Origin of the sequence: Endozoicomonas sp. SCSIO W0465 (assembly GCF_023716865.1) — a bacterium.
GTDB lineage: Bacteria > Pseudomonadota > Gammaproteobacteria > Pseudomonadales > Endozoicomonadaceae > Endozoicomonas.
On sequence record NZ_CP092417.1, the window covers coordinates 2,721,537 to 2,744,999 of the forward strand.

19 protein-coding genes are annotated in these 23,463 nt (G+C 48.7%); 15 read left to right on the plus strand and 4 right to left on the minus strand.

The genetic code is table 11. The features are described from left to right. Positions 1-79: 79 nt before the first annotated feature. A complete protein-coding gene (locus tag MJO57_RS11855; protein ID WP_252025521.1) occupies positions 80-655 on the minus strand; it encodes a hypothetical protein in 576 nt (191 codons plus the stop codon). A gap of 427 nt (positions 656-1,082) precedes the next feature. Here MJO57_RS11855 and MJO57_RS11860 point away from each other — a divergent pair, with 427 nt between their 5' ends. Then, positions 1,083-2,444: an ISNCY family transposase gene (locus MJO57_RS11860; protein ID WP_252017318.1), complete on the plus strand. Its 1,362-nt coding sequence runs from the start codon at positions 1,083-1,085 to the stop codon at positions 2,442-2,444. A 137-nt stretch (positions 2,445-2,581) separates the two neighbouring features. On the opposite strand, the gene MJO57_RS11865 is transcribed toward MJO57_RS11860, so the two are convergent. Then, entirely contained in the window at positions 2,582-4,195 is a 1,614-nt protein-coding gene (locus MJO57_RS11865) for a hypothetical protein (protein WP_252025523.1), read from the minus strand. 58 nt (positions 4,196-4,253) lie between these two features. Here MJO57_RS11865 and MJO57_RS11870 point away from each other — a divergent pair, with 58 nt between their 5' ends. The 3 genes from MJO57_RS11870 (at position 4,254) to MJO57_RS11880 (ending at position 7,274) form a co-directional block, all read left to right on the plus strand. Further along, a complete protein-coding gene (locus MJO57_RS11870; RefSeq protein WP_252025525.1) occupies positions 4,254-5,027 on the plus strand; it encodes a hypothetical protein in 774 nt (257 codons plus the stop codon). A 25-nt stretch (positions 5,028-5,052) separates the two neighbouring features. Further along, on the plus strand, positions 5,053-5,499 hold the full coding sequence (locus MJO57_RS11875) for a transposase (protein ID WP_252025527.1): 447 nt from the start codon (positions 5,053-5,055) through the stop codon (positions 5,497-5,499). A gap of 497 nt (positions 5,500-5,996) precedes the next feature. After that, positions 5,997-7,274 (plus strand): IS4 family transposase, encoded by a 1,278-nt coding sequence (locus tag MJO57_RS11880; protein WP_256493279.1) that lies wholly within the window; start codon positions 5,997-5,999, stop codon positions 7,272-7,274. Positions 7,275-7,325: 51 nt separating this feature from the next. Here the strand turns inward: MJO57_RS11880 and MJO57_RS11885 are convergent, their stop codons facing one another. Further along, entirely contained in the window at positions 7,326-7,472 is a 147-nt protein-coding gene (locus tag MJO57_RS11885) for a hypothetical protein (RefSeq protein WP_252025531.1), read from the minus strand. Here MJO57_RS11885 and MJO57_RS11890 point away from each other — a divergent pair. After that, positions 7,471-8,988, plus strand: coding sequence for an IS66 family transposase (locus MJO57_RS11890; RefSeq protein ID WP_252025533.1), 1,518 nt, complete (start codon positions 7,471-7,473; stop codon positions 8,986-8,988). The two genes, MJO57_RS11885 and MJO57_RS11890, sit on opposite strands and share 2 nt — an antisense overlap. Here MJO57_RS11890 and MJO57_RS11895 read toward each other — a convergent pair. Next, complete coding sequence (locus MJO57_RS11895) at positions 8,955-9,440, minus strand: hypothetical protein (RefSeq protein WP_252025535.1); 486 nt, start codon at positions 9,438-9,440, stop codon at positions 8,955-8,957. The two genes, MJO57_RS11890 and MJO57_RS11895, sit on opposite strands and share 34 nt — an antisense overlap. 176 nt (positions 9,441-9,616) lie before the next feature. On the opposite strand from MJO57_RS11895, the gene MJO57_RS11900 reads away from it, so the two are divergent. The 10 genes from MJO57_RS11900 to alaS all read left to right on the plus strand — a co-directional run bounded on the left by MJO57_RS11900 (position 9,617) and on the right by alaS (position 23,328). After that, positions 9,617-10,243: a DUF2796 domain-containing protein gene (locus MJO57_RS11900; protein WP_252025536.1), complete on the plus strand. Its 627-nt coding sequence runs from the start codon at positions 9,617-9,619 to the stop codon at positions 10,241-10,243. A gap of 1 nt (position 10,244) precedes the next feature. After that, the gene (locus MJO57_RS11905) at positions 10,245-10,997 is read left to right on the plus strand and encodes an ABC transporter ATP-binding protein (protein WP_252025538.1); all 753 of its coding nucleotides are present in this window, start codon (positions 10,245-10,247) and stop codon (positions 10,995-10,997) included. Further along, positions 10,997-12,259 (plus strand): FtsX-like permease family protein, encoded by a 1,263-nt coding sequence (locus tag MJO57_RS11910; RefSeq protein ID WP_252025540.1) that lies wholly within the window; start codon positions 10,997-10,999, stop codon positions 12,257-12,259. The genes MJO57_RS11905 and MJO57_RS11910 overlap by 1 nt, the downstream gene beginning before the upstream one ends. Before the next feature lie 41 nt (positions 12,260-12,300). Beyond that, positions 12,301-12,840 carry a DUF3299 domain-containing protein gene (locus tag MJO57_RS11915; RefSeq protein ID WP_252025542.1) on the plus strand — a complete coding sequence of 180 codons (540 nt, stop codon included), beginning with the start codon at positions 12,301-12,303 and terminating at the stop codon, positions 12,838-12,840. A gap of 172 nt (positions 12,841-13,012) precedes the next feature. Continuing rightward, positions 13,013-13,507 (plus strand): CinA family protein, encoded by a 495-nt coding sequence (locus tag MJO57_RS11920; RefSeq protein WP_252025543.1) that lies wholly within the window; start codon positions 13,013-13,015, stop codon positions 13,505-13,507. A 120-nt stretch (positions 13,508-13,627) separates the two neighbouring features. Next, on the plus strand, positions 13,628-14,725 hold the full coding sequence (recA, locus tag MJO57_RS11925) for a recombinase RecA (protein WP_252025545.1): 1,098 nt from the start codon (positions 13,628-13,630) through the stop codon (positions 14,723-14,725). Between the two features lie 52 nt (positions 14,726-14,777). After that, complete coding sequence (locus tag MJO57_RS33245; RefSeq protein WP_371924876.1) at positions 14,778-15,170, plus strand: regulatory protein RecX; 393 nt, start codon at positions 14,778-14,780, stop codon at positions 15,168-15,170. A gap of 85 nt (positions 15,171-15,255) precedes the next feature. Continuing rightward, positions 15,256-16,770, plus strand: a complete 1,515-nt coding sequence (locus tag MJO57_RS11935; protein ID WP_252017330.1) for an IS66 family transposase — start codon at positions 15,256-15,258, stop codon at positions 16,768-16,770. A 191-nt stretch (positions 16,771-16,961) separates the two neighbouring features. Beyond that, complete coding sequence (locus tag MJO57_RS11940; protein WP_252025549.1) at positions 16,962-20,522, plus strand: ankyrin repeat domain-containing protein; 3,561 nt, start codon at positions 16,962-16,964, stop codon at positions 20,520-20,522. A 172-nt stretch (positions 20,523-20,694) separates the two neighbouring features. Then, the gene (gene alaS / locus MJO57_RS11945) at positions 20,695-23,328 is read left to right on the plus strand and encodes an alanine--tRNA ligase (RefSeq protein WP_371924823.1); all 2,634 of its coding nucleotides are present in this window, start codon (positions 20,695-20,697) and stop codon (positions 23,326-23,328) included. The last annotated feature ends 135 nt before the right edge of the window (positions 23,329-23,463 follow it).

Consider the following 23,463-nt stretch of genomic DNA (forward strand, 5'->3'; position numbering starts at 1 on the left):
TACGCTCAGCCTGAACCGTCCGATGGTTAATATCTTGCAAAGCTTTGCACTGTGACAGTGGGCGTAATACTTGATGAAGTTATCCGCTTGAAAGTCCATTAAATTCGGCAAACTCTTCTTCAAGCACATTCTTGACCAGAGACTGCCAATGTTCAGTGCTTTCAGGCAACCTGCCTTTAAGTGCCTCCAGGCAAGCAATAGCAATCTGGCCAGTCAATTCCTGCTGCAGTTGCGGATCGTGAATCGTGTGACCGAATACCTGCAGAAATTCACCTTTAACCTGTTGCTTGATGGCTGAGTATGCATCCAGCATAGGGTCAATGTTGTCCCTGCTGAATCGGTGAGACTGTAAGGGTGGTTGCAGGTTTTTGACACTGCCCAACTCAATTGAGGCAGCTTCGCTGGCGCTGGGTACTACGGGCAAAAGCGCAGTGATCACCCGACTCACCGCCCGGGCCTCGTCATTATCGTCAGTCATCTGCCGTTGATGAATGGCGGATGAAAGCTCTACTCGAGATAAAGCCTCTTTAGGGGCGCTGACCTTACAATCATAGAGATAGCTGAATAATTGCCAGGCTCGCTGGCCAATGGCAAACGCAGACCAGTCCGGCACACTCTGATCGTTGTTGCCGCTATTCGTTGACAGTTTGCTCATATCGCTTTTCCACTGCGCCAGAAACTCCGTGGATTGATCCAGTCCCAGAAGGTCAGGCGCCTTGGCCAGTGACTGCAATATTGCCAGCTGTTGCTCTGGCAATAGCGCCATAAACTGCTGTTGGGTAGCCTGATAATTCCCCCTATCGAGGGATTGTATCAACGGACTGGAATGAGGATGGGAATGGATAGTGTCAGGTAAAGGCTGATGAGTTGTAGCAAACAGCTCCGACAAGCGCTTGTCAAACGGCTTTTCAGCGTTGTTTTCACTGAGGCCGAACCAATTACCTAGTTCTCGTCCAAAAACACAACCAATTGAAAACTGTAGATTTTATCCTGAAAAATTAAGTGGAGCCCTACTGCTATCTGGCGACTAAACTTCCCAAGAGCAAGAAACATAAGGGATTGCCAAAAACAGAGGACTCCAAATGCGCAAAAAACGCAACCCGCAGTGTAGTATGGAACTCCATTACGTACCTCATGAAATCTGCTCCCAGCTTTCCGGTATCTCGCAATGGCTTGACGCCCATCCACAGTTCAATGACTGGATTTATGAGGACTTAAGTTCTGGTGATAAACAGAACACTGGGCGGAACGGACTATCAGCAGAATCCGTTCTTCGTGCGGCACTCCTGAAACAGTATTTGAATTGTGATTATGACTACTTGTCGTTTGTTTTGATGGACTCCATGCTCTTTCGAGACTTTTGTCGCCTCGAACCAAACCAGCGCCCCAGTCGCTCCAGTTTGCATGGGCTCATCAGCCTTCTTACTGCATCTACATGGGAACGGATTAATAACTGTCAGCTAATGACCGCTAAAGATCAGGGTATTGAAAAAGGGCGCACTGTGGCTATTGACAGCACAGTCACCGAATCGGATATCAAACCTCCTTGCGACAGTGATCTTTTAGCCAGTTCCGTTAAAGAAATTTGTCGGCTGCTGGAACGGGGACAAACACTGACAGCGACACCGCTTTATGAATATACCCATCACAACCGAGCCGTAAAAGATGCGGCCAGAAAATGCATCTACGCTGGCAAAGAAGAGCGGCATCAGCATTATAAAAAACTGCTGCAGTTGACCCGAAAATCCCGGAAGGTACTTATCGAAGCTACTGTCACGCTAGCAAACGCCCGTCAGCAGGGGCAGTGTCTCCTGGCTGATGATGCCGACAAGTGGCAGGCCGATGTGGATCACCTGTTACCCCTGGTGGATGCAATAGTCTCCCAGACAGAGCGCAGGGTCTTTAAGGGTGAAAAGGTGCCAGCCCAGGAAAAAGTGGTTAGCCTGTATGAACCCCATACGGATATCATCGTAAAAGACAGGCGGCAAGTACAGTATGGCCATAAACTGAACCTGGTTCAGGGAAAAAGTCGATTGATCCTGGACCTGGTTATTGAGGAAGGTAACCCAGCGGATTCGGACCAATTCATTCCGATGATGGAAAGACAAAAAGAAATTTATGGTCGTGTACCTCGCCAGACAAGCGGTGACGGCGGATACGCGTGTCGCGCTAATTTGGAAAAAGCCAAGGCCATGGGAATCAGCGATGTAGCTTTTAATAAGAAGCGCGGACTTGAAGTCGAAGAGATGACTAAAAGTCAGTATGTGTATAAAACGCTCTTTCGCTTCCGGGCAGGTATTGAAGCGGGAATTTCGTGGCTAAAGAGATGTTTTGGGCTATCACGTTGCCACTGCAAGGGTTCTGAGCGTTTTGATTCTCATTGCTGGTTATCGGTGGTCTGTTACAACCTGGTGATTCTGGCCAGACACCCGGCACCATCCTGATAGCCACCTCCACGCTACATGAAAGTACCTTTCCAGCATGGTGGGAGGATGTTTTCTGCCTGCTTTTCGCGTTTTTCTCCAATATCCGTCCCAGATTAGAGAAAAAAAGGGAAGAGTTTTTGCGGCTCTCTGGAATTTCAGGAAATATCAAAACGCACGTACAATCTAATTATGATTGCCTGATGCGTTTTTGGACGAGAACTACCTAACTGGCGGGCAATGCTTTCAGGTTGTCGGCTTTGCAACCCACGAGCCTGATCCAGTACCTTTTTGCCAAAGGATGGAGACAGTCCCTGCACTCCATGTTTTTTCAGCTGATGCTGCGCCATGGCTTGCAGCATACATCGGGCGAGTTCAACGGATGGAGAACCGGTTGTCGTTTTCCCTGAAACAGGGTCGTAAAAAATAGCTGACTGACCATCGACCCCGACAGCAACCTGGCGCACCGTTCCGTCACTGCGAAAAATATTATCAGGGCTTTCATGCTCGACGCCCAGTGCCCTGGAGGTAAGGACCGTCTGTAGAAAAGTTTCTGTGGAATAAGGTGGAGAAAAGGATGGAGAAGAGGATAGATCTGCGCTTGCACCGGTTTGTACAATGGCAATATTCAGAAGATCCTCAGGTTCCCAGCACGTCGCCACCTCAGCAAAAGCATTGTTGGACAGTGCCTGCACAAAGTCAGCCACTTCCGCTTGCATGCGACCGGCTATCCGCCGACTGCCTTCTAACAATTTCATACCGGGGGACTGCCCAAGGGGATCGGACGGCAAACTGCCAGTTCTATTGTTGCTCAGTACTTGATGATCAACGGTGCGCAGGGGGCGGTCATTGATCACAGCGGCCATGACATTGGCCAGGGTCAGGCTGCTGTCTGGGCTATATGGCACCGGCCGGGCCCGCAATGCCTGCCCCTCTTGTCCTGGTGAAGAGCCGTGGATAGACTCCCGGTTCGGCGACTCATATCCGGTTCGGGCCAGATTGACAGGACTGCCCAATCCGGCCAATGAGGTTAACCCGGACAACCGGGCTCCAATACCCGAGACTATACCTGAATGTAAACTGGAACCTGAACTGTGTGCAGGCTCAAGTAAATCCCAGTCGTCTGGATCTGACAGTTCAGTATCCTGCCAATCGTCGTTCAGCAAATTATTCTCATCACTAGCGGATAGATCACGACGTTTTCTGGTCTGATCATCGTCCGATGGGCTAAGGAAATCATTGGGTATCAAGTCTCGCCTTTGATAAACGTCGGGATCATTAAAGCGAGTCTTCAGATCAAAGGCGATCTGTTTGAACAGTGAAAGGCATTTTGATGCTATTTCAGTCGTTTCCTGAGCAAGGTCACCTGCGGATTGGATCAGACGGTGTTCCGTCGACGATGAGTTTGATCCTTTTTGAGCCATGGATAAAGATTGGAGATCCTTAATCATCGTGTTCCTGAGTTCCAGCAACGCATCCTTTCTGCTATCGATATAGGTATCTATCTTTGCTGTATCCGTAGTGCCGATAGCTTCAATTGTCTTGCTTAATACTGCCTCCATATCGGTTTTTAATTTTGTTGTATAGTCAGTCACCCTGCCTAAATTATCGCTGCCGATACCGACAGGTATTTGCTGAGTCATTGTAGTATTGCTTCTTAGGGTAGACATTAAGCTCAAAAAAGGTTCGTTTCCGGCGGCAGAACCCACCTTGAACAGCCACAATAAAGCTTCGAAACCATTATCAATGGCTGAACAAGATGAGTACTGCAAATAGTAGATTAGTTGAAAAAAACTGTTGACCTGTTTCGACCGGTCAGAACTCCTAAGTATGGCGGAACAGCTTGGTTTTACTATACGACAGCGAGATATCCGTCCTTTGGATTTTATCCTCTCACTGATTGATGCCCTCGCTGGTGATGGAAACTGCGATACCCTGGCGGATCTACACCGTAAATTTAACGAGTTGACGGGGCTGAATGTCTCTTATCGTTCTTGGGCAAATCAAGCTAAAAAGGACGCGCTGCCTACTCTTATCCTGTGGCTATGGGTGCAGTGTCTGGAAATATTTTCCCGCAAAGTCATGGCGTTTGATGAAGACAGTCCATTTTCAGAGTTTGAGCACATTCTGATTCAGGACGGTTCGTCACAAGCTGTCTATGATGCCCTGAAAGAAGCATTTCCCGGCAGGTTCTCAACGGTCAGTCCTGCTGCCGTCGAGCTTCATACGACAATGGATCTTCTCACCAACAACCTGGTGCGGGTGCAGCTGACTGAAGATACCCGTTCAGAAAGAGACTGTCTGCCACCACTGCCAACATCCATGGCCTATATCCTGATGCTAATGGATGCCGGTTATTTTGAGCTGGAACTCTTTGCCGCTATTGATGACAGGGAGGGTTCTTTTATCTGCAAGGCACCTCAGAGTATCAACCCGACGATACTCAGCGCGGTACGGGAGGATGGCAAGAATCTCAATCGCTACAAAGGACAAAAACTGAAGGATGTACTGTCTGGCTTCCCAAACAGACCAGTGCCTCGACCTGGATGTAGAATGGCCGGGATTCAAAGCCTGGCCATTCCGCTTGGTTGTCCGCTGGAATGACAAAAAACAGAAGTGGGTTTTCGTTGTGACCAACCTGAACCGGGTGGAGTTCACCTTGAGTGATGTGCTCCAGGCCTATCGTCTACGGTGGCAGATAGAGCTGATTTTCAAAGAGATCAAATCCTATTCAGGGTGGCATCGTTTTAACACCAAATCAGCGACACTGGTGTTTAGCCTGATTCTGATGTCCTTTGTGGTTGTGACGTTGAAAAGGTACCTTGCCCATGCTGCACAGGCGAACCTCTGTGAAAGTGGGAGCATTGAGGAAATCTCGACGCACAAGGTGATGAAAAGTGGGACTCACCTGTTTGGTAATGTGATTTCATCGTTGATGAATGCAGGAAAGTCATTGGTCTCATGCATTAAAAAGCTACTGGACTTCTGGGGAAATAATGCGAAACGAGAACACCCTGCACGGGATGGTTGTTCAGGGCGTACAAGATTAGGCTTCTGTGCAGTGGGTGGAGCTTAATGTCTACCTTAAGAGTATTGCTTCTAATGGTAAAGTAGGCGTCGTACATTCGCTGCAAACTGGTCATCTGTTGATTTAGTAACAGCTCTTTGACGCCTAAAATTTCACGTATTTTCTTCTGCCTTTCAGTGACTGGAGCAGGATTAAGCAAGACCCCAAGAAATAGTTTCCCAACATCATATACAACACTGTTACCCTCTCGTAATCGCTCAAGTGCATGTATTTCAAAACTATTCCTGAAGACTTGAGAGCCTGAGATAATAGTACCTTTTTCCGGGTTTTCTGCATGGGCAGACTCTGTTTCAAGATTCTGAACATAATCATCATGCAGCTGGCTGGCACGCATAGCATCTGCACTTAGGGTAGACATTAAGCTCAAAAAAGGTTCGTTTCCGGCGGCAGAACCCACCTTGAACAGCCACAATAAAGCTTCGAAACCATTATCAATGGCTGAACAAGATGAGTACTGCAAATAGTAGATTAGTTGAAAAAAACTGTTGACCTGTTTCGACCGGTCAGAACTCCTAAGTATGGCGGAACAGCTTGGTTTTACTATACGACAGCGAGATATCCGTCCTTTGGATTTTATCCTCTCACTGATTGATGCCCTCGCTGGTGATGGAAACTGCGATACCCTGGCGGATCTACACCGTAAATTTAACGAGTTGACGGGGCTGAATGTCTCTTATCGTTCTTGGGCAAATCAAGCTAAAAAGGACGCGCTGCCTACTCTTATCCTGTGGCTATGGGTGCAGTGTCTGGAAATATTTTCCCGCAAAGTCATGGCGTTTGATGAAGACAGTCCATTTTCAGAGTTTGAGCACATTCTGATTCAGGACGGTTCGTCACAAGCTGTCTATGATGCCCTGAAAGAAGCATTTCCCGGCAGGTTCTCAACGGTCAGTCCTGCTGCCGTCGAGCTTCATACGACAATGGATCTTCTCACCAACAACCTGGTGCGGGTGCAGCTGACTGAAGATACCCGTTCAGAAAGAGACTGTCTGCCACCACTGCCAACATCCATGGCCTATATCCTGATGCTAATGGATGCCGGTTATTTTGAGCTGGAACTCTTTGCCGCTATTGATGACAGGGAGGGTTCTTTTATCTGCAAGGCACCTCAGAGTATCAACCCGACGATACTCAGCGCGGTACGGGAGGATGGCAAGAATCTCAATCGCTACAAAGGACAAAAACTGAAGGATGTACTGTCTGGCTTCCCCAAAGACCAGTGCCTCGACCTGGATGTAGAATGGCCGGGATTCAAAGCCTGGCCATTCCGCTTGGTTGTCCGCTGGAATGACAAAAAACAGAAGTGGGTTTTCGTTGTGACCAACCTGAACCGGGTGGAGTTCACCTTGAGTGATGTGCTCCAGGCCTATCGTCTACGGTGGCAGATAGAGCTGATTTTCAAAGAGATCAAATCCTATTCAGGGTGGCATCGTTTTAACACCAAATCAGCGACACTGGTGTTTAGCCTGATTCTGATGTCCTTTGTGGTTGTGACGTTGAAAAGGTACCTTGCCCATGCTGCACAGGCGAACCTCTGTGAAAGTGGGAGCATTGAGGAAATCTCGACGCACAAGGTGATGAAAAGTGGGACTCACCTGTTTGGTAATGTGATTTCATCGTTGATGAATGCAGGAAAGTCATTGGTCTCATGCATTAAAAAGCTACTGGACTTCTGGGGAAATAATGCGAAACGAGAACACCCTGCACGGGATGGTTGTTCAGGGCGTACAAGATTAGGCTTCTGTGCAGTGGGTGGAGCTTAATGTCTACCTTAAGAGCATCTGCATCAATAAGTCCTTTAAGCTCTGGCTGGCTCAAATTTTGTGGGTTAACAGCGAGGCTGTTATTGAACAAATTCTCTTTATTAAGGGTAACTGTTCAGCACCCCCACATAAATCTGGAATTTTCTGATTTTTATACCATCCTCTTAAGCACCATTTTTCCACAATATTCGCCAGCATGATTCCAGAACTACCCGCAACTATGTCGGCTGAGATTCTCTTGAAAGAGAATGCAGAGCTGCGGATGAGAGTTGCCTGTCTGGAAGAGCGATGTCGAGAATTGGAAGAAAAGGTTGGCAAGAACAGTCAAAACAGCAGCAAGCCGCCATCGTCTGATGGTTATCAAAAACCTTGTAAAAACAGTAATTCTCCAGATCATTCTGACGACCTTTCCGCAGATAAAGGTACCGATCCATCGGATGAAAAACCCAATCCTAAAAGTCTGAGACAGTCTTCTGGTAATAAAGCCGGTGGAAAGAAAGGGCATCAGGGCACTTGTCTTAAACAGGTCGATATCCCTGACTATATTGAGTACCTTCCGGTTAAAGAATGCAATAAATGTCAGGCGTCTCTTCTTGATAGTGAGCCGGTCAAATATATTGAACGACAGGTGTTTGAACCAGGGAGACCGGGTGAATTTGAAGTAACGGCCCATAGAGCTGAAGTAAAAATCTGCACTTGTGGTTGTCGGAATCAGGCTGAATTCCCGGAAGGTGTTACCGCTGCCGCACAATATGGCTCAGCCACACAGGCTATGGCCGTCTATCTTAACCAATACCATTTCCTGCCTTTTAAGCGCGTGTCAGAGTATTTTAATACTCTCTATAAAATGAGTGTAAGTGCAGGCACTGTCGCCAATTTTGTGGCCAGAACCTATGAAAATCTGGCTTCTACTGAAGAGGTTATTCGTGACGCCTTGCGGGAATCGTCTGTTGCCGGAGCCGATGAAACGGGTATGCGGGCCGAGGGCTCTTTGCACTGGCTACACGTTATGCGGGATGAACAATGGACGCTCTACTACTTGTCTGAAAAGCGAGGTCGTGAGGCCATGGACACGATGGGCATACTGCTAACATTTGCAGGCGTTCTGGTTCATGATCATTGGAAATCCTATTTTGCATATGCGGCAACTCACGTACTTTGCAATGCCCATCACCTGAGGGAGCTTTTGGGTGTTGTTGATAGGGACAGCAATCATCAACTGGCGTTGCGATTGATGAAGCTACTGAGGCTTTCCTGGCATTACTGCAAGGGCTTTAAGACCATAGGTATGCTACAGATGCCAAGTGTTGTCTGTGAACGAATCGAGAAGATTTATGACCGGTTGCTTCAGCGGGCTCTAATGAAAGAAGTCGTCTATATGGAGAAGCAACGAGAGGAGCTTAAGCGCAAGAAAGTCAAGAATACTAAAGCTTACAATCTCTTCAAACGACTCACTGAGTTCAAGGCTGAGACACTGCGCTTCATGTCAGATTTTACCATTCCCTTCGATAACAATGGCAGTGAGCGGGATGTTCGAATGGCCAAGTTAAAGCAGAAAATCTCAGGCTGCTTCAGGAGTGCAGACGGTGGTTCTATGTTTGCACGGATTCGCAGCTATTTGTCGTCTGCCAGAAAACAGGGAATGGACATATATCAATCACTTCATAGAGCTGTTCGGAATTACTGTAATATGCCTTTGCTCAGTGCTGAATAGTTACGATCGAGTAAGCTTTTTACGTCCGCGGGCGGCAACTGGGCAACCATCCATGCTGCTTGCTTCGCAGCCTTTGGTAACCAGTAGCCTTCTACAACGCCAGCCTTGAGCTCTAAAGGGACAATGCACTTATCCCCTGCATTGCGGTAGAGGCTGTGCAATACCCGGACAGGTCCTGCTGCTGACTGGTAGGTTTGATAGCTGCGTAATGCCTGGTGATACACGACCCCATTCACTTCGATAGAAGCTTTATTGATGTCTAATTTTTGCAGTTCTTCTGCCAGTATTTCTCGCTCCGCCTGAATAAAGAGGGAGTGAATCTCGTTTTCATGATCCTCAAAATGCTGGATTGGATTATTGGACTGACGAAGTAGGGTCAGTTTTTGCTGCAGTTGGTCAATAGCAGGACAGGAATCATTGGCGACTTTGGTTAGTGGCTGACATACTTCCATCGGAGCGGCCTCTCACAGTTGACTCTTTGTTTGCTGTTAGAATCATAGCTGTGTTTGGCTGCTCTCCATTCAGTTTGAAAAATTTGGTGTTACGTCTGTTTGCTGTAGCTCAAGGCCTGTGGGTGTGATCAATATGAGACTTTCACCCAATGATTTTTTTCTTTCAGGATTTGTGTATGCGTCACTTTTCAACAATGGCTATTGTTGCCTGTGCCTTGATGTCAGCGGGTGTTTCAGCTGGTGGAAAACGTCATGCCGATGCCCATGTACACGGCACCGGTCATTTGAACTTTGCCGTTGAAGGTCATCAGGTTCATATTGAACTGGAAACACCGGGATTTGACATTCTTGGCTTTGAGTCCATCAGTTCTGACGCTCAGCGCAGGCAACTGGAAGATGCCCTGGATGAACTGGAAAAAGACGATTTATGGTCTTTTACATCTGCGGCTTCCTGTACGTTGAAAACGGCATCAGCATCGGCTAGCGGGGGGCATGGAGAAGATCATCATGACCATCATGGGGACGCAGACGGTCACCACGACTCACACCATGATCATCATGGTCACGATGACCATCACGACTCACATCACGAGAAGCATGGCCATGATCACCATGAGGCCGCACATATGGATATCGCCGCTACTTACGTTTTTGAGTGTGCCAATATTGCCGGGCTCAACAGTATCTCTACCCGACTGTTTCAGCGGTTTGGCAACAGTCAGCAGTTGCAGGTTCGGGGCTTTACCGATGCTGGCCAGATTGCCGGTCAGATGAGCCGTCAGCAGCCAGAGGTGCGCTTCTGATATGCGTTGTCTTCGTCAACCGGTGGTTCCGGTTATTCATCTAAAGAATGTTCAGTTTGGCTGGAAGCCGGGAACCATGGTTCTGGATATACCGGAACTGTTGATCAACCAGGGGGAGAAGGTGTTTATCCGGGGACCATCAGGTTCAGGCAAAACGACGCTTCTGGGGCTTCTTGGGGGGGTACTCACACCGGTTGACGGTGAGGTCTTTGTGCTGGGAAACGACGTTGGTCGCTTTTCCCCGGCGCGCCGGGATCGTTTTCGGGCCGATCATATCGGTTTTATCTTTCAGATGTTCAACCTGATTCCTTATCTTTCAGTGGTTGACAATGTCACACTGCCGCTGGGGTTTGCCAGCAAGCGCCGTGAAAACGTTGAAGCCATGGGTGTTGGTGCTGAGCAAGAAGCGATTCGACTGCTCAACCATCTGGAGCTATCCGATCCACAGTTGTTACAGAGGCCTGTGACGGAACTCAGTATTGGCCAGCAGCAGAGAGTTGCTGCGGCCAGGGCACTGATTGGCCGCCCTGAACTGGTGATTGCGGATGAGCCGACCTCTGCCTTGGACAGTGATACCCGTGAGGCATTTATTCGCCTGCTGTTTGCTGAGTGTGAGGCGGCTGGCAGTACGCTGGTTTTCGTCAGTCATGACGCTGCCCTGGCAGCATTGTTTGATCGCTCTGTTGCGCTCGATGAAATCAACCGTGCCAGTCAGCACCGGCCTTTGTCCGTCAAAGCATCGGAGGTGGTGTGATGTCAGTTTTTCATCTGGCGGTGAAAAGTCTCAGTAACCGGAAAACAACGGCATTATTGACCATTTTTTCCATTGCTATCAGTGTGGCTTTGCTGCTGGGCGTGGAAAGGGTTCGGGTTGAGGCACGAAACAGTTTTACCAGTACGGTATCCGGTACCGATCTGGTGGTCGGAGCCCGGAGCAGTTCGCTGAATCTGCTGCTTTATTCTGTCTTTCATATGGGTAATGCGACCAATAACGTCACCTGGGAAACTTATCAGCAGCTGTCATCCAGCCAGGCGGTCGCCTGGACTGTCCCCATTGCCCTGGGGGATTCTCACCAGGGCTATCGTGTGGTGGGAACCTCTCAATCCATGTTTGAGCACTATCGCTTTGGTGATGATCAGTCCATTAGCTTCCAACAGGGTAAGGTTTTTGATGATCTCTATGATGCGGTGATTGGTTCTGAAGTGGCAGCGGTTCTCGGTTATCGGATTGGTCAGGACATTGTACTCAGTCACGGTATTGAAAGCACAAGTCTGCAGGAACACCAGGACAAACCCTTCAGGATTTCCGGTGTGCTGAAGCCTACCGGAACTCCCATGGACAGAGTGATTATGATCTCGCTGGAAGGAATTGAAGCGTTGCATATTGACTGGGTGAATGGTGCGGCGCCCAATGCACTCTTTTCGGTTTCTGCCGACCGGGCGCGAGCCATGGATTTGCAACCGTCGAGCATTACGGCCTATTTTGTCGGCCTGAAATCCCGGGTGGCTGCCTTTCGGTATCAGCGGGAGGTGAATGACTATCGACAGGAAGCGTTAACCGCTATTTTGCCGGGAGTTGCCCTCGGGGAACTCTGGCAGCTGGTGGGTTCGGCTGAAAAGGCATTACTGGCCGTTTCAGTGATGGTGGTGATTGCTGGCCTGGTTGGCATGCTGACCACCATTCTGACGTCCCTGAATGAGCGGCGCAGAGAGATGGCTATTCTCCGTTCGGTGGGAGCCCGGCCCGGGCATATTTTTACCTTGATGATCACCGAATCCCTGATTTACGCCATCACTGGCACGCTATTGGGTTTTTTGCTGATGTATGGCATGTTGTTCGCTATTCAACCGGTGTTGCAAATACAGCTGGGTTTGCACATTACCATTGCACTACCGGGGGGCTTTGAGTTGGCTCTGGCGCTCGCCATCATCGTTTCTGCGACCCTGCTTGGTGCACTGCCAGCCTGGCGGGCCTATAAAAATTCATTGGCGGATGGTCTGACGGTCAGGCTGTAGGAGAGCGAATAATGACAACGAGACGACAACGCTTTTGCTGGATGGCGAGGGTGCTTATGGTGCCTTTTATGCTGATAGTTATGTCGATGGTTATGTCAATGGTTATGCCAACGAATGTTGCCATGGCGGCGGTTGAGAGTACTGAAACGCCGCCAATTAAAGAGATTAATTGGGATGACCTGATGCCTCCGGTGGATGAGGAAATCGTCCGCAAGTATGAAGCAGGGGAAATCAGCCAGCTGGAGGCCATTGATTATATTGTTGAGCTGGGCAAAATTCCGGTAGAGAGCATGGATCAGCAGCGCGTTAAAATTCCCGGTTATCTGGTGCCACTGAATATTGGCAAGGATCAGTCAGCAACAGAGCTGTTGCTGGTTCCTACCCTGGGAGCCTGTATTCATGTCCCGCCACCGCCGCCCAATCAGACCATTTTTGTCCGCTATGACCAGGGGATAACCGTGACAGAAGCTGGCTATACACCCTATTGGCTGGAAGGGGTGATCAGGGTTGAGAACCATACGTCCGAGTATACTGACGTGGTCTACGCCATAACGGTGGAAAGTATTAAGGCGTTTGAGTAAATAAACACTTTTTTACTTTGCCCCGGGCCTTCGGGGCAAAGCATTTTCTCACGGTAAACCGAGTGCAGCTAATGAAATGGTTCATTGGCTGATTATTTGTGAAGAATTCCCCTGATCGTGTTATAACGTCCTATCCTGATTGGCTTCTCTGTTAACCTTATGGCGAGTGACCATGGAACCTACATTGCATTCTGCTACGTCTCCCATTGTCTTTGAGATTGCTGAACTCCTGATTTCCAGAGGCTGGACCCTGTCTACGGCGGAATCCTGTACCGGTGGTGGTATTGGTCATGCATTGACCGCGTTGCCAGGTAGCTCAGACTGGTTTGAAGGTGGTGTCATCTGCTATGCCAATGGCGTTAAGGCTCATCTTCTTCATGTGCCGGAAGTATTGCTCAATAAGTACGGTGCCGTCAGTGAACAGGTAGCTATCGCCATGGCACAGGGGGTTCGGAAGTTGTTGAAAACCAATATCTCCGTGGCAGTGACCGGCGTTGCGGGACCGGGTGGTGCGACACCGGCAAAACCGGTCGGAACGGTATGGATCGCCTGGAGTACCGGACAGGAAACCGCTGCCAGACACTTTCATCTTGAGGGTGATCGTGATCAGATCAGGGAGCAGACAGTGGTTCAGGCGTTACAGGGCATTCTGACCCTGTTAACCTGAAAAGATCATTCCTGTAAAGCAATAAATATACTGGACAAATATCCAGTATCTGTTTAAATATACAGTATTAATTATTTGGCTGTTCCTGATGAAGTCAGAATCAAACTGAGGGCGTAAAAAATGGATGATAACAGAAAAAAAGCGTTGGCAGCAGCACTTGGCCAGATTGACCGACAGTTTGGTAAAGGTGCCATCATGCGGATGGGCGATCAGAAGCAGGAGGCAATTCCTGCAATTTCTACCGGCTCTCTGCAGCTGGATATTGCGCTGGGTATTGGCGGTCTGCCGAAGGGGCGTGTTATTGAAATCTTCGGGCCTGAATCTTCCGGTAAAACCACGCTGACCTTGAGCGTTATTGCCCAGGCGCAGAAGCAGGGTGCTACCTGTGCCTTCGTTGATGCGGAACATGCCCTGGATCCTCAGTACGCCGGTAAGCTGGGTGTGAATGTGGATGACCTGTATGTCTCTCAGCCGGATACCGGTGAGCAGGCGCTGGAAATTACTGACATGCTGGTTCGTTCCGGTGCCGTGGATGTCATCGTTGTTGACTCTGTAGCTGCCCTGGTACCCAAGGCGGAAATTGAAGGTGAGATGGGGGATTCTCACGTTGGCTTGCAGGCCCGCCTGATGTCTCAGGCTCTGCGTAAGCTGACGGGATCCATCAAACAGACCAACTGCATGGTGATCTTTATCAACCAGATCCGGATGAAGATCGGTGTGATGTTCGGCAACCCGGAAACCACTACCGGTGGTAACGCACTGAAATTCTATTCGTCTGTACGTCTTGATATCCGTCGTACTGGTGCCGTGAAGCAGGGTGATGAGGTTATTGGTAACGAAACCCGGGTTAAGGTTGTGAAGAATAAGGTGTCGCCTCCTTTCCGTCAGGCTGAATTCCAGATTCTTTATGGCCAGGGTATCTACCATATGGGTGAAGTGATTGATCTGGGTGTGAAGCAGAAACTGGTTGATAAATCCGGTGCCTGGTATGCCTACAAAGGGGCAAAGATTGGCCAGGGTAAAGCCAATGCTGCTCAATATCTCTCTGATAACCCGGAAGTGGCAGCTGAAATCGAGGCGCAGATCCGTGATGAGTTGATGAGCACACCAGAGAAAGAAGCAGCCAAAAAGGCGGAAGCAGAAGCCAGGAGAGATGCCGGTAAAAAAGATGATGCTGATGCGGCAAGTGTGCAACAGGACGAGCTGCTGGCTGAGTAATTGAATGCCTTCTGAAGCCACTCAAACGGTAAAAGATGTCCGTCGGGCTGCCATGGATCTACTGGCTCGACGGGAGCATGGTTTTACCGAGCTGGCCCGAAAACTTTCCAGCCGTTTTCCTCCGGAACTGGTGACTGAAGCGCTGACCCGGCTGCGAGAAGAGCGGCTGCAAAGTGACGATCGCTTTGTTGAAAGCTATGTCTACAGTCGGCAGCAGCGGGGTTATGGCCCCCTGCGCATTAAGTCAGAACTGTTCCAGAAAGGCATTGATAGTGCAATGATCGGGCAATATCTACAGGAGCAACATGCATCTTGGGAGCAGCTGGCTCAACAGGTGAAAGAGCAAAAATTTGGCCGTCATTCGCCTGAGGATGGGAAAGCCCGTGCCCGCATAATTCGCTTTCTTATCCAGCGTGGCTTTACCACGGAGCAAATCTATTCGTAACTGTTCAGCACCCCCACATAAATCTGGAATTTTCTGATTTTTATACCATCCTCTTAAGCACCATTTTTCCACAATATTCGCCAGCATGATTCCAGAACTACCCGCAACTATGTCGGCTGAGATTCTCTTGAAAGAGAATGCAGAGCTGCGGATGAGAGTTGCCTGTCTGGAAGAGCGATGTCGAGAATTGGAAGAAAAGGTTGGCAAGAACAGTCAAAACAGCAGCAAGCCGCCATCGTCTGATGGTTATCAAAAACCTTGTAAAAACAGTAATTCTCCAGATCATTCTGACGACCTTTCCGCAGATAAAGGTACCGATCCATCGGATGAAAAACCCAATCCTAAAAGTCTGAGACAGTCTTCTGGTAATAAAGCCGGTGGAAAGAAAGGGCATCAGGGCACTTGTCTTAAACAGGTCGATATCCCTGACTATATTGAGTACCTTCCGGTTAAAGAATGCAATAAATGTCAGGCGTCTCTTCTTGATAGTGAGCCGGTCAAATATATTGAACGACAGGTGTTTGAACCAGGGAGACCGGGTGAATTTGAAGTAACGGCCCATAGAGCTGAAGTAAAAATCTGCACTTGTGGTTGTCGGAATCAGGCTGAATTCCCGGAAGGTGTTACCGCTGCCGCACAATATGGCTCAGCCACACAGGCTATGGCCGTCTATCTTAACCAATACCATTTCCTGCCTTTTAAGCGCGTGTCAGAGTATTTTAATACTCTCTATAAAATGAGTGTAAGTGCAGGCACTGTCGCCAATTTTGTGGCCAGAACCTATGAAAATCTGGCTTCTACTGAAGAGGTTATTCGTGACGCCTTGCGGGAATCGTCTGTTGCCGGAGCCGATGAAACGGGTATGCGGGCCGAGGGCTCTTTGCACTGGCTACACGTTATGCGGGATGAACAATGGACGCTCTACTACTTGTCTGAAAAGCGAGGTCGTGAGGCCATGGACACGATGGGCATACTGCTAACATTTGCAGGCGTTCTGGTTCATGATCATTGGAAATCCTATTTTGCATATGCGGCAACTCACGTACTTTGCAATGCCCATCACCTGAGGGAGCTTTTGGGTGTTGTTGATAGGGACAGCAATCAACTGGCGTTGCGATTGATGAAGCTACTGAGGCTTTCCTGGCATTACTGCAAGGGCTTTAAGACCATAGGTATGCTACAGATGCCAAGTGTTGTCTGTGAACGAATCGAGAAGATTTATGACCGGTTGCTTCAGCGGGCTCTAATGAAAGAAGTCGTCTATATGGAGAAGCAACGAGAGGAGCTTAAGCGCAAGAAAGTCAAGAATACTAAAGCTTACAATCTCTTCAAACGACTCACTGAGTTCAAGGCTGAGACACTGCGCTTCATGTCAGATTTTACCATTCCCTTCGATAACAATGGCAGTGAGCGGGATGTTCGAATGGCCAAGTTAAAGCAGAAAATCTCAGGCTGCTTCAGGAGTGCAGACGGTGGTTCTATGTTTGCACGGATTCGCAGCTATTTGTCGTCTGCCAGAAAACAGGGAATGGACATATATCAATCACTTCATAGAGCTGTTCGGAATTACTGTAATATGCCTTTGCTCAGTGCTGAATAGTTACATCTATTCTATTAGTTGAGGTGATTTTGTTGAGGTAAGAAAGGCGGTTTGAAGTGACCTGATGTCAGCGGGTATCTGTTTCAGGTCATTAGTGTGGGGAGGTCGGGTTTATTATGATAACGAAACTGTAGAGATATTCTCTGGCATTCAAACCCAAGTCTGTTTCTTTAAATCGGGATGCGATCCTAATGAACAATATCGCTTCGCTCAGTCCATCCTGTCCAGTGTCGTCTTCATCTCCAGATTTAGCTCAAGCCAATAATGATTGTGGCAATATTATTCCCTCAGGTAGTGATCGACCGACAGGCCGCTTAGTGGTCGAGAGGAAATGTGAAATTTCCGGTTCAGAAGAGGGTGCTGGCATCAACTGCCCCTGTAATCGTAACTATCAACTGCACTTGCCGGTGGTTACCAAGCAGGCAAAAAAGGAAGATTCTGAAGTTCAGGATAGTGATGGCAATACGCCCCTTTGTCTCGCAGCTATTAAGGGGAGGCTACAAGAGGCGCAAAGGCTGATTCAAGCAGGGGCCAATATTCACCATGCCAATCACCAAGGCGATAATGTGCTACTGCTGGCTGCAAAAAATGGTCATTTAGCGTTCCTGCATCTGGTTGAGCTGGATGATAGTGATTTTCATCGGATCAATAATAATAAAGATAATGCGCTGACTCTTGCTGCAGCCGGTGGGCATGTTGAGGTGGTTCAGTGGTTGATGTTCATGGGCTGCAGTATTTATCAATGCAATCTCCAGGGAGACAATGCCCTGACTCTTGCTGCAGCCGGTGGGCATGTAGCCTTGGTTCGATGGCTACTGACAGATGCAGATAACTTCATGGTCAAGCCTTTAGGAATCAATAAAGAGAATAATAAGGGTGATAATGCACTAATGCTGGCTGTCCGCAATGGTTGTCTCGAACTGGTTCAGTTATTGGCCGAGTTTAGGTGTGATCTCCATCACTGGAATAATGAGCAGGAGAATGCCTTGGCATTGGCGGCCTTGAATGGGCATATTGAGTTAATCCGCTGGCTGGGCAGAACAATAGATATTCATCAGATTTATCCGGATGGGGGGAATATTGCACATTATGCTGTAAGGGGAGGGCAGCTGGCCGTTACCAGTGGGTTAATGACAATGGGGGTGGATTTCTGCCGGGTTAATGAGCAGGGTCATAACTGTCTGATGCTGGCTGCCCGTCATGGTCATTATGAACTCCTTGATCTCTTGCTGGCAAATGATCCCTCGAATTTAGACCAGGTGTGCAGACTGGGTAATAGTCCCCTGCTAATGGCTGCTCAATATGGTCATTGTGCAGTGGTAAAGTTGCTGGTTGACAAAGGTGCCGATATTCACCGGGTTAATCAACAAGGCAACAATGCCCTGACTTTTGCTGCGGGCAGTCATGAGGGGCTGGCGCAGTGGTTATGCCTGAAGGGGGCAGATATTCACCACACCAATGGTGATGGCTACAATGCTTTCATGTTGGCTGCTCAAAGCGGCTTTTTTGAGCTGATGAAGTATCTTGAACAATTCGGGATCGACATCCATCACATAAACCATAGTAACGATAATGCCTTTACCCTGGGAGCAGGCAAAGGCCATTTGGAATTGGCAAAATGGTTGTTCCAGAAAGGTGTGGATGTTCATCAAGTTAATATTTTTCGCCACAATGCCCTGACCCTTGCCGCAGAAACCGGTTCTTTGCCAATGGTTCAGTGGTTGCATTTCATAGGCGTTGATATCAATCAGGTTATTAAATCTATTGACAGCAGTTGCTACGGCAATAATGTATTTGGTTGTAATGCCTTTGTGCTGGCGGTCGGCAATGGACATATTCAGGTCGCAGACTGGCTCTGTCAAAAAGGGGTTGTCAGTCACTGCACACATTATTATCAGCAGCACGCGCTAATGCTGGCTGCACGGAAGGGGCAATTGGCTGCAGTCCGGTGGCTCTCTTCCCGGAATTTTTCGATTACTCAAGTTGGCGGTATTGGCGGTATTGGCTGTAATGGCGCCATGTTGGCAGCACACAGTGGTAATTTGAATTTGCTCAAGTGGTTTTATCAACACGGTGGCAACATTCATCATGTTGATCCGATTGGGCGTAATGCCCTTCATATGGCAGCAAAAAAAGGTCATTTACCCATTGTTCAGTGGCTCTTTACCCAAGGTTTTGTCAACAAGGCTAACTGCTTGTGTGATGGATATGATGCACTGGCCGAGGCAGCAGCGAAAGGCCATATTCCGGTGGTCCAATGGCTTGGCGAATATTCAGGTCTTAATCGGATTTACCCGGATGGAAGTCATTTATTGCATATTGCTCTCAGTTGTTCTCAATTATCCCTGGCCATTTGGCTTATACAGAAAGGCGCGAATATTCATGCCATTAATGGGCTTGGCAATAATCCCCTGATGTTGGCTGCAAGCCGTGGCTATTTGGGTCTGGTTCAGCGGTTGGCTCTTTTGGGGGTGGATGTGCACCACATTAATAAAAAAGGCCAAAATGCTCTGATTTTAGCCTCCCAAAGTGGATGCTTGCCCTTGGTGCAGTGGTTATATGAAGAGAGAGGCGTTGATGCCCGGCAGGTGACTAAATATGGAGGCAATGCATTGTATTATGCGTTGATGGGAGGCCATCTTGAACTGGCCCAGTGGCTACTGGACAATGGCGTTGTTCAGGATCGTAAAACCGTTATTTCGATGGTACCGGATATCGCCTCCGAAGGTCATTTGAATGTCCTTCAATGGCTCTATCGAATGGGCTTGGAAAATGATTCTGCCCTCACCGCTGTACCAGCTAAAAGCCATTTGCCATTGCTCAAGTGGTGTATTCAGTGCGGGGCAAATTTGCAACGCTTGGATGATTATGACGAGAGTTGCTTTACCCTGGCAGCCCGTGATGGAAACTTGCCGGTGCTTAAGTATCTGACACAGCAAGCTGGAGGAGTTCATGCCATTGATGTGGATGGTGCCGTTGAATCAGTTTTGACAATAGCCGCCGAGCAAGGTCACTTACATGTGATTCGCTGGCTCTGTCAGCAGGGCCTTAACGCGTTTGAATTCCAGCCGAATGATGGCGACCAATGGTTCCAACGGTATCCCGTGTCTGCGGCTGCGCTATGCGGCAATTTTCATGTTGTGAAATGGCTGTATGAGCAAAATGCAAACATTCTTGCCTGGGGCAACTTGGAAGAAGGTGGTAGCATTTTGCATTGTGCAGTCAAAGCGGGCCATATCCCAATGCTTGAGTGGTTATACCAGAAGGGCATGGATATTCATGCAGTTGATGAAGATGGTAACAGTGCTCTCGCAATAGCCATGATTAGGTATAAAGAAATGGTGGTTGAATGGTTGCTTCGAAAGGGAGTCGTCATAACAAGAGATGATCTTGATAAAGCCATGGAAGATAAACGAGAAAAGCAATTTGCCAGTGTATTTAAACTGCTGTCAGCCATAAAACAATTTGATCTGTTTTGCTCATTATCCCTGGAGCAAAAGCTGTGGTTGTTTAAGGTTCTCAATATTCTGGTCCCGAAGCGCTTTGTTGAAGGGCAGTTAAATGAACTTTTTATTTGTCATCAATATTATGCAGAGGAAAAGCTAAGAAACAGATGCCTGTTATCCATTGCCCAAAGTATCCGGAATAAGTTTCGAATCATCACAACCGACCACATTAATTGTTTAGATATTCCCGATAAACTCGGAAGTGATTTAATGAAAGTTCTTTCACTCCGTTTTATCCACGATTGACTTTCCGTGACCAGCCATGGTACTCGCTGTTATTGCTCATAAAACGTGGTGTGGACGTGGGGAATGTCATAAAAATGGAGATATGAATGCGAGAAATGATCATTTTTGTTTGACAATTCGATATAATCGCCAATCGATTTTTTAGAGATAACTCCCCCGGTGGGAACTGTATATGAAGACTAACGAAATACGTTCTGCTTTTCTGCAATACTTCAGGGAAAACGGCCATGAAGTGGTTGCCAGTAGCTCTCTGGTACCCCATAACGACCCAACCCTGTTGTTTACCAATGCCGGGATGAACCAGTTCAAAGATACGTTTCTGGGACGTGAGCAACGTGACTACCAGCGTGCCACCACCTCGCAAAAGTGTGTACGTGCCGGGGGCAAGCACAATGATCTGGATAACGTCGGCTATACCGCTCGCCACCACACCTTCTTTGAAATGCTGGGTAATTTCAGCTTTGGCGATTACTTCAAGAAAGAGGCGATTCATTTTGCCTGGAACTTCCTGACCGGCACATTGAACCTGCCAAAAGAGCGCCTTTGCGTCACGGTTTATGCCTCTGACGATGAAGCCTATAACCTCTGGTTAAACGACATTGGTGTTGCAGCGGATGATATTATCCGCATTGGTGACAACAAGGGAGCGCCTTATGCTTCCGATAACTTCTGGCAGATGGGGGATACTGGCCCCTGTGGTCCCTGTACCGAGATTTTCTATGATCATGGCGATCATATCCGGGGTGGCCGTCCGGGTACGCCAGAAGAAGACGGTGACCGTTTTATTGAAATCTGGAACATCGTATTCATGCAGTACAACCGTCAGGCCGATGGTGAAATGCAGCCACTGCCCAAGCCATCGGTTGACACCGGTATGGGCCTGGAACGTATTGCTGCGGTAATGCAGCATGTGAAAAGCAACTATGAAATTGACCTGTTCCAGTCACTGTTGAACGATGCTTCTGAGATTCTCGGTGGCGTGGCCACAACAGAAGCGTCCCTGCGTGTCATTGCCGACCATATCCGTTCCTGCAGTTTTCTGATCAGTGATGGCATTATGCCGTCCAATGAAGGCCGGGGTTACACGTTGCGCCGGATCATTCGACGTGCCTGCCGTCATGGCTACAAGTTGGGTGCCACGGAATCCTTCTTCTATAAGCTGGTGGGTTCACTGGTGAAGGTGATGGGCGATGCGTATCCTGATCTGGTGAGGAATCAGACGCACATTGAGCGGGTTCTGCTGCAGGAAGAGGAGCAGTTTACCCGTACCCTGGATAAAGGGATGAAGCTGCTGGAAGAGAGTATTGCTGTTCTGAAGGAGTGTGCGCGGGGAGACGTGATCTCCGGTGAAACACTGTTCACTCTGTATGATACTTATGGATTCCCGGTTGATCTGACCGAAGATATTGCCCGTGAGCGCGGGCTGAAAGTCGATATTGATGGTTTTGAAAAAGCGCTGGAAGCTCAGCGTGAGCGTGCCCGTGCGTCCAGCAAGTTCGGTGTTGATTACAGCGACCAGCTGGTGATTGAAGGCTCGACAGCCTTTACCGGCTACCAGAATACGGCGGGTCAGGCGCGTGTTCACTCCCTGTTTGTTGGTGGTGAGCAGGTAGAACTGATCGGTGAGGGCCAGCAGGCGACGGTTGTGCTGGAACAGACACCATTCTATGCAGAGTCTGGTGGTCAGGTGGGTGATACCGGCTTGCTGAATTTTGCAACCGGCTCTGTTCGTGTCGTGGATACCCGGAAGCAGGGTGATCACCACCTCCATATTGTGGAAGTCGTATCGGGTGAACTGAAGTCTGGAGATGAAGTCTCTGCCGATGTTGATGCTGAAAAGCGCCATGCTACCTCATTGAATCACTCGGCCACTCATCTGTTGCATGCGGCCCTGAGGCAAGTGCTGGGTGATCATGTGACCCAGAAGGGCTCTTTGGTTGATCCGGAGCGTCTGCGCTTTGACTTTTCTCACCTTGAAGCGGTTAGGCCGGAAGAACTTAAGGCTATTGAAAAGCTGGTGAATGAGCAGATTCGTGCCAACACTCTGGTTCAGACTGAGCTGATGGATATGGATGCAGCAAAAGCCAAGGGTGCCATGGCACTGTTTGGTGAGAAGTACGCCGATGAGGTACGGGTACTGACCATGGGAACCGACAATTTCTCCATTGAACTGTGTGGTGGTATACACGCCAGTCACACTGGTGATATTGGGGCGTTCCGGATTGTTGCTGAAAGTGGTATTGCAGCGGGTGTTCGCCGTATTGAAGCGGTGACCGGTGCTGGCGCTGAAGCTTTTGTTCAGACACGGTTTTCTGAGCTGGACAACGCATGCCGTATGCTAAAAGCCAAACCAGAAAATCTTGCAGCGAAGCTGCAGGCTCTGGTTGCCCAGGGCAAGAGTCTGGAAAAAGAGATACAGCAATTGAAACAGAAGCTGGCCAGTGCTGGCAGCTCAGATCTGGTATCTCAGGCAGTCGTAGTGAATGGCGTTAAGCTGTTGGCTACAGAACTTGAAGGTGTTGATCCTAAATCGCTACGGGATATGGTTGACCAGCTGAAGAACAAGCTGGGCTCTGGTATCGTTTTCCTGGCCACTAAAGCCGATGGCAAGGTGCCTCTGGCAGCCGGTGTGACTAAGGATCTGACCGGGCGTGTCAAGGCAGGTGATCTGTTGAAGATGGTGGCAGAACAGCTGGGTGGTAAAGGTGGTGGTCGCCCTGACTTTGCCCAGGGTGGTGGTTCCCAGCCTGAACATCTCGATAAAGCACTGTCGTCTATTAAAGGGTGGCTGGGAGACCAGTTGTAAGCAGTTTGGTCAGCACCGTTAGTGATTCTGACCAGAATAGGTAAGGACGGGCTGTTCCGCAGGGGGCCGCCCGTTTTTATTGTCCTGAGGCATACACCCTGGTAGTGATTCATGGTACATTCTGCTATCCACTGA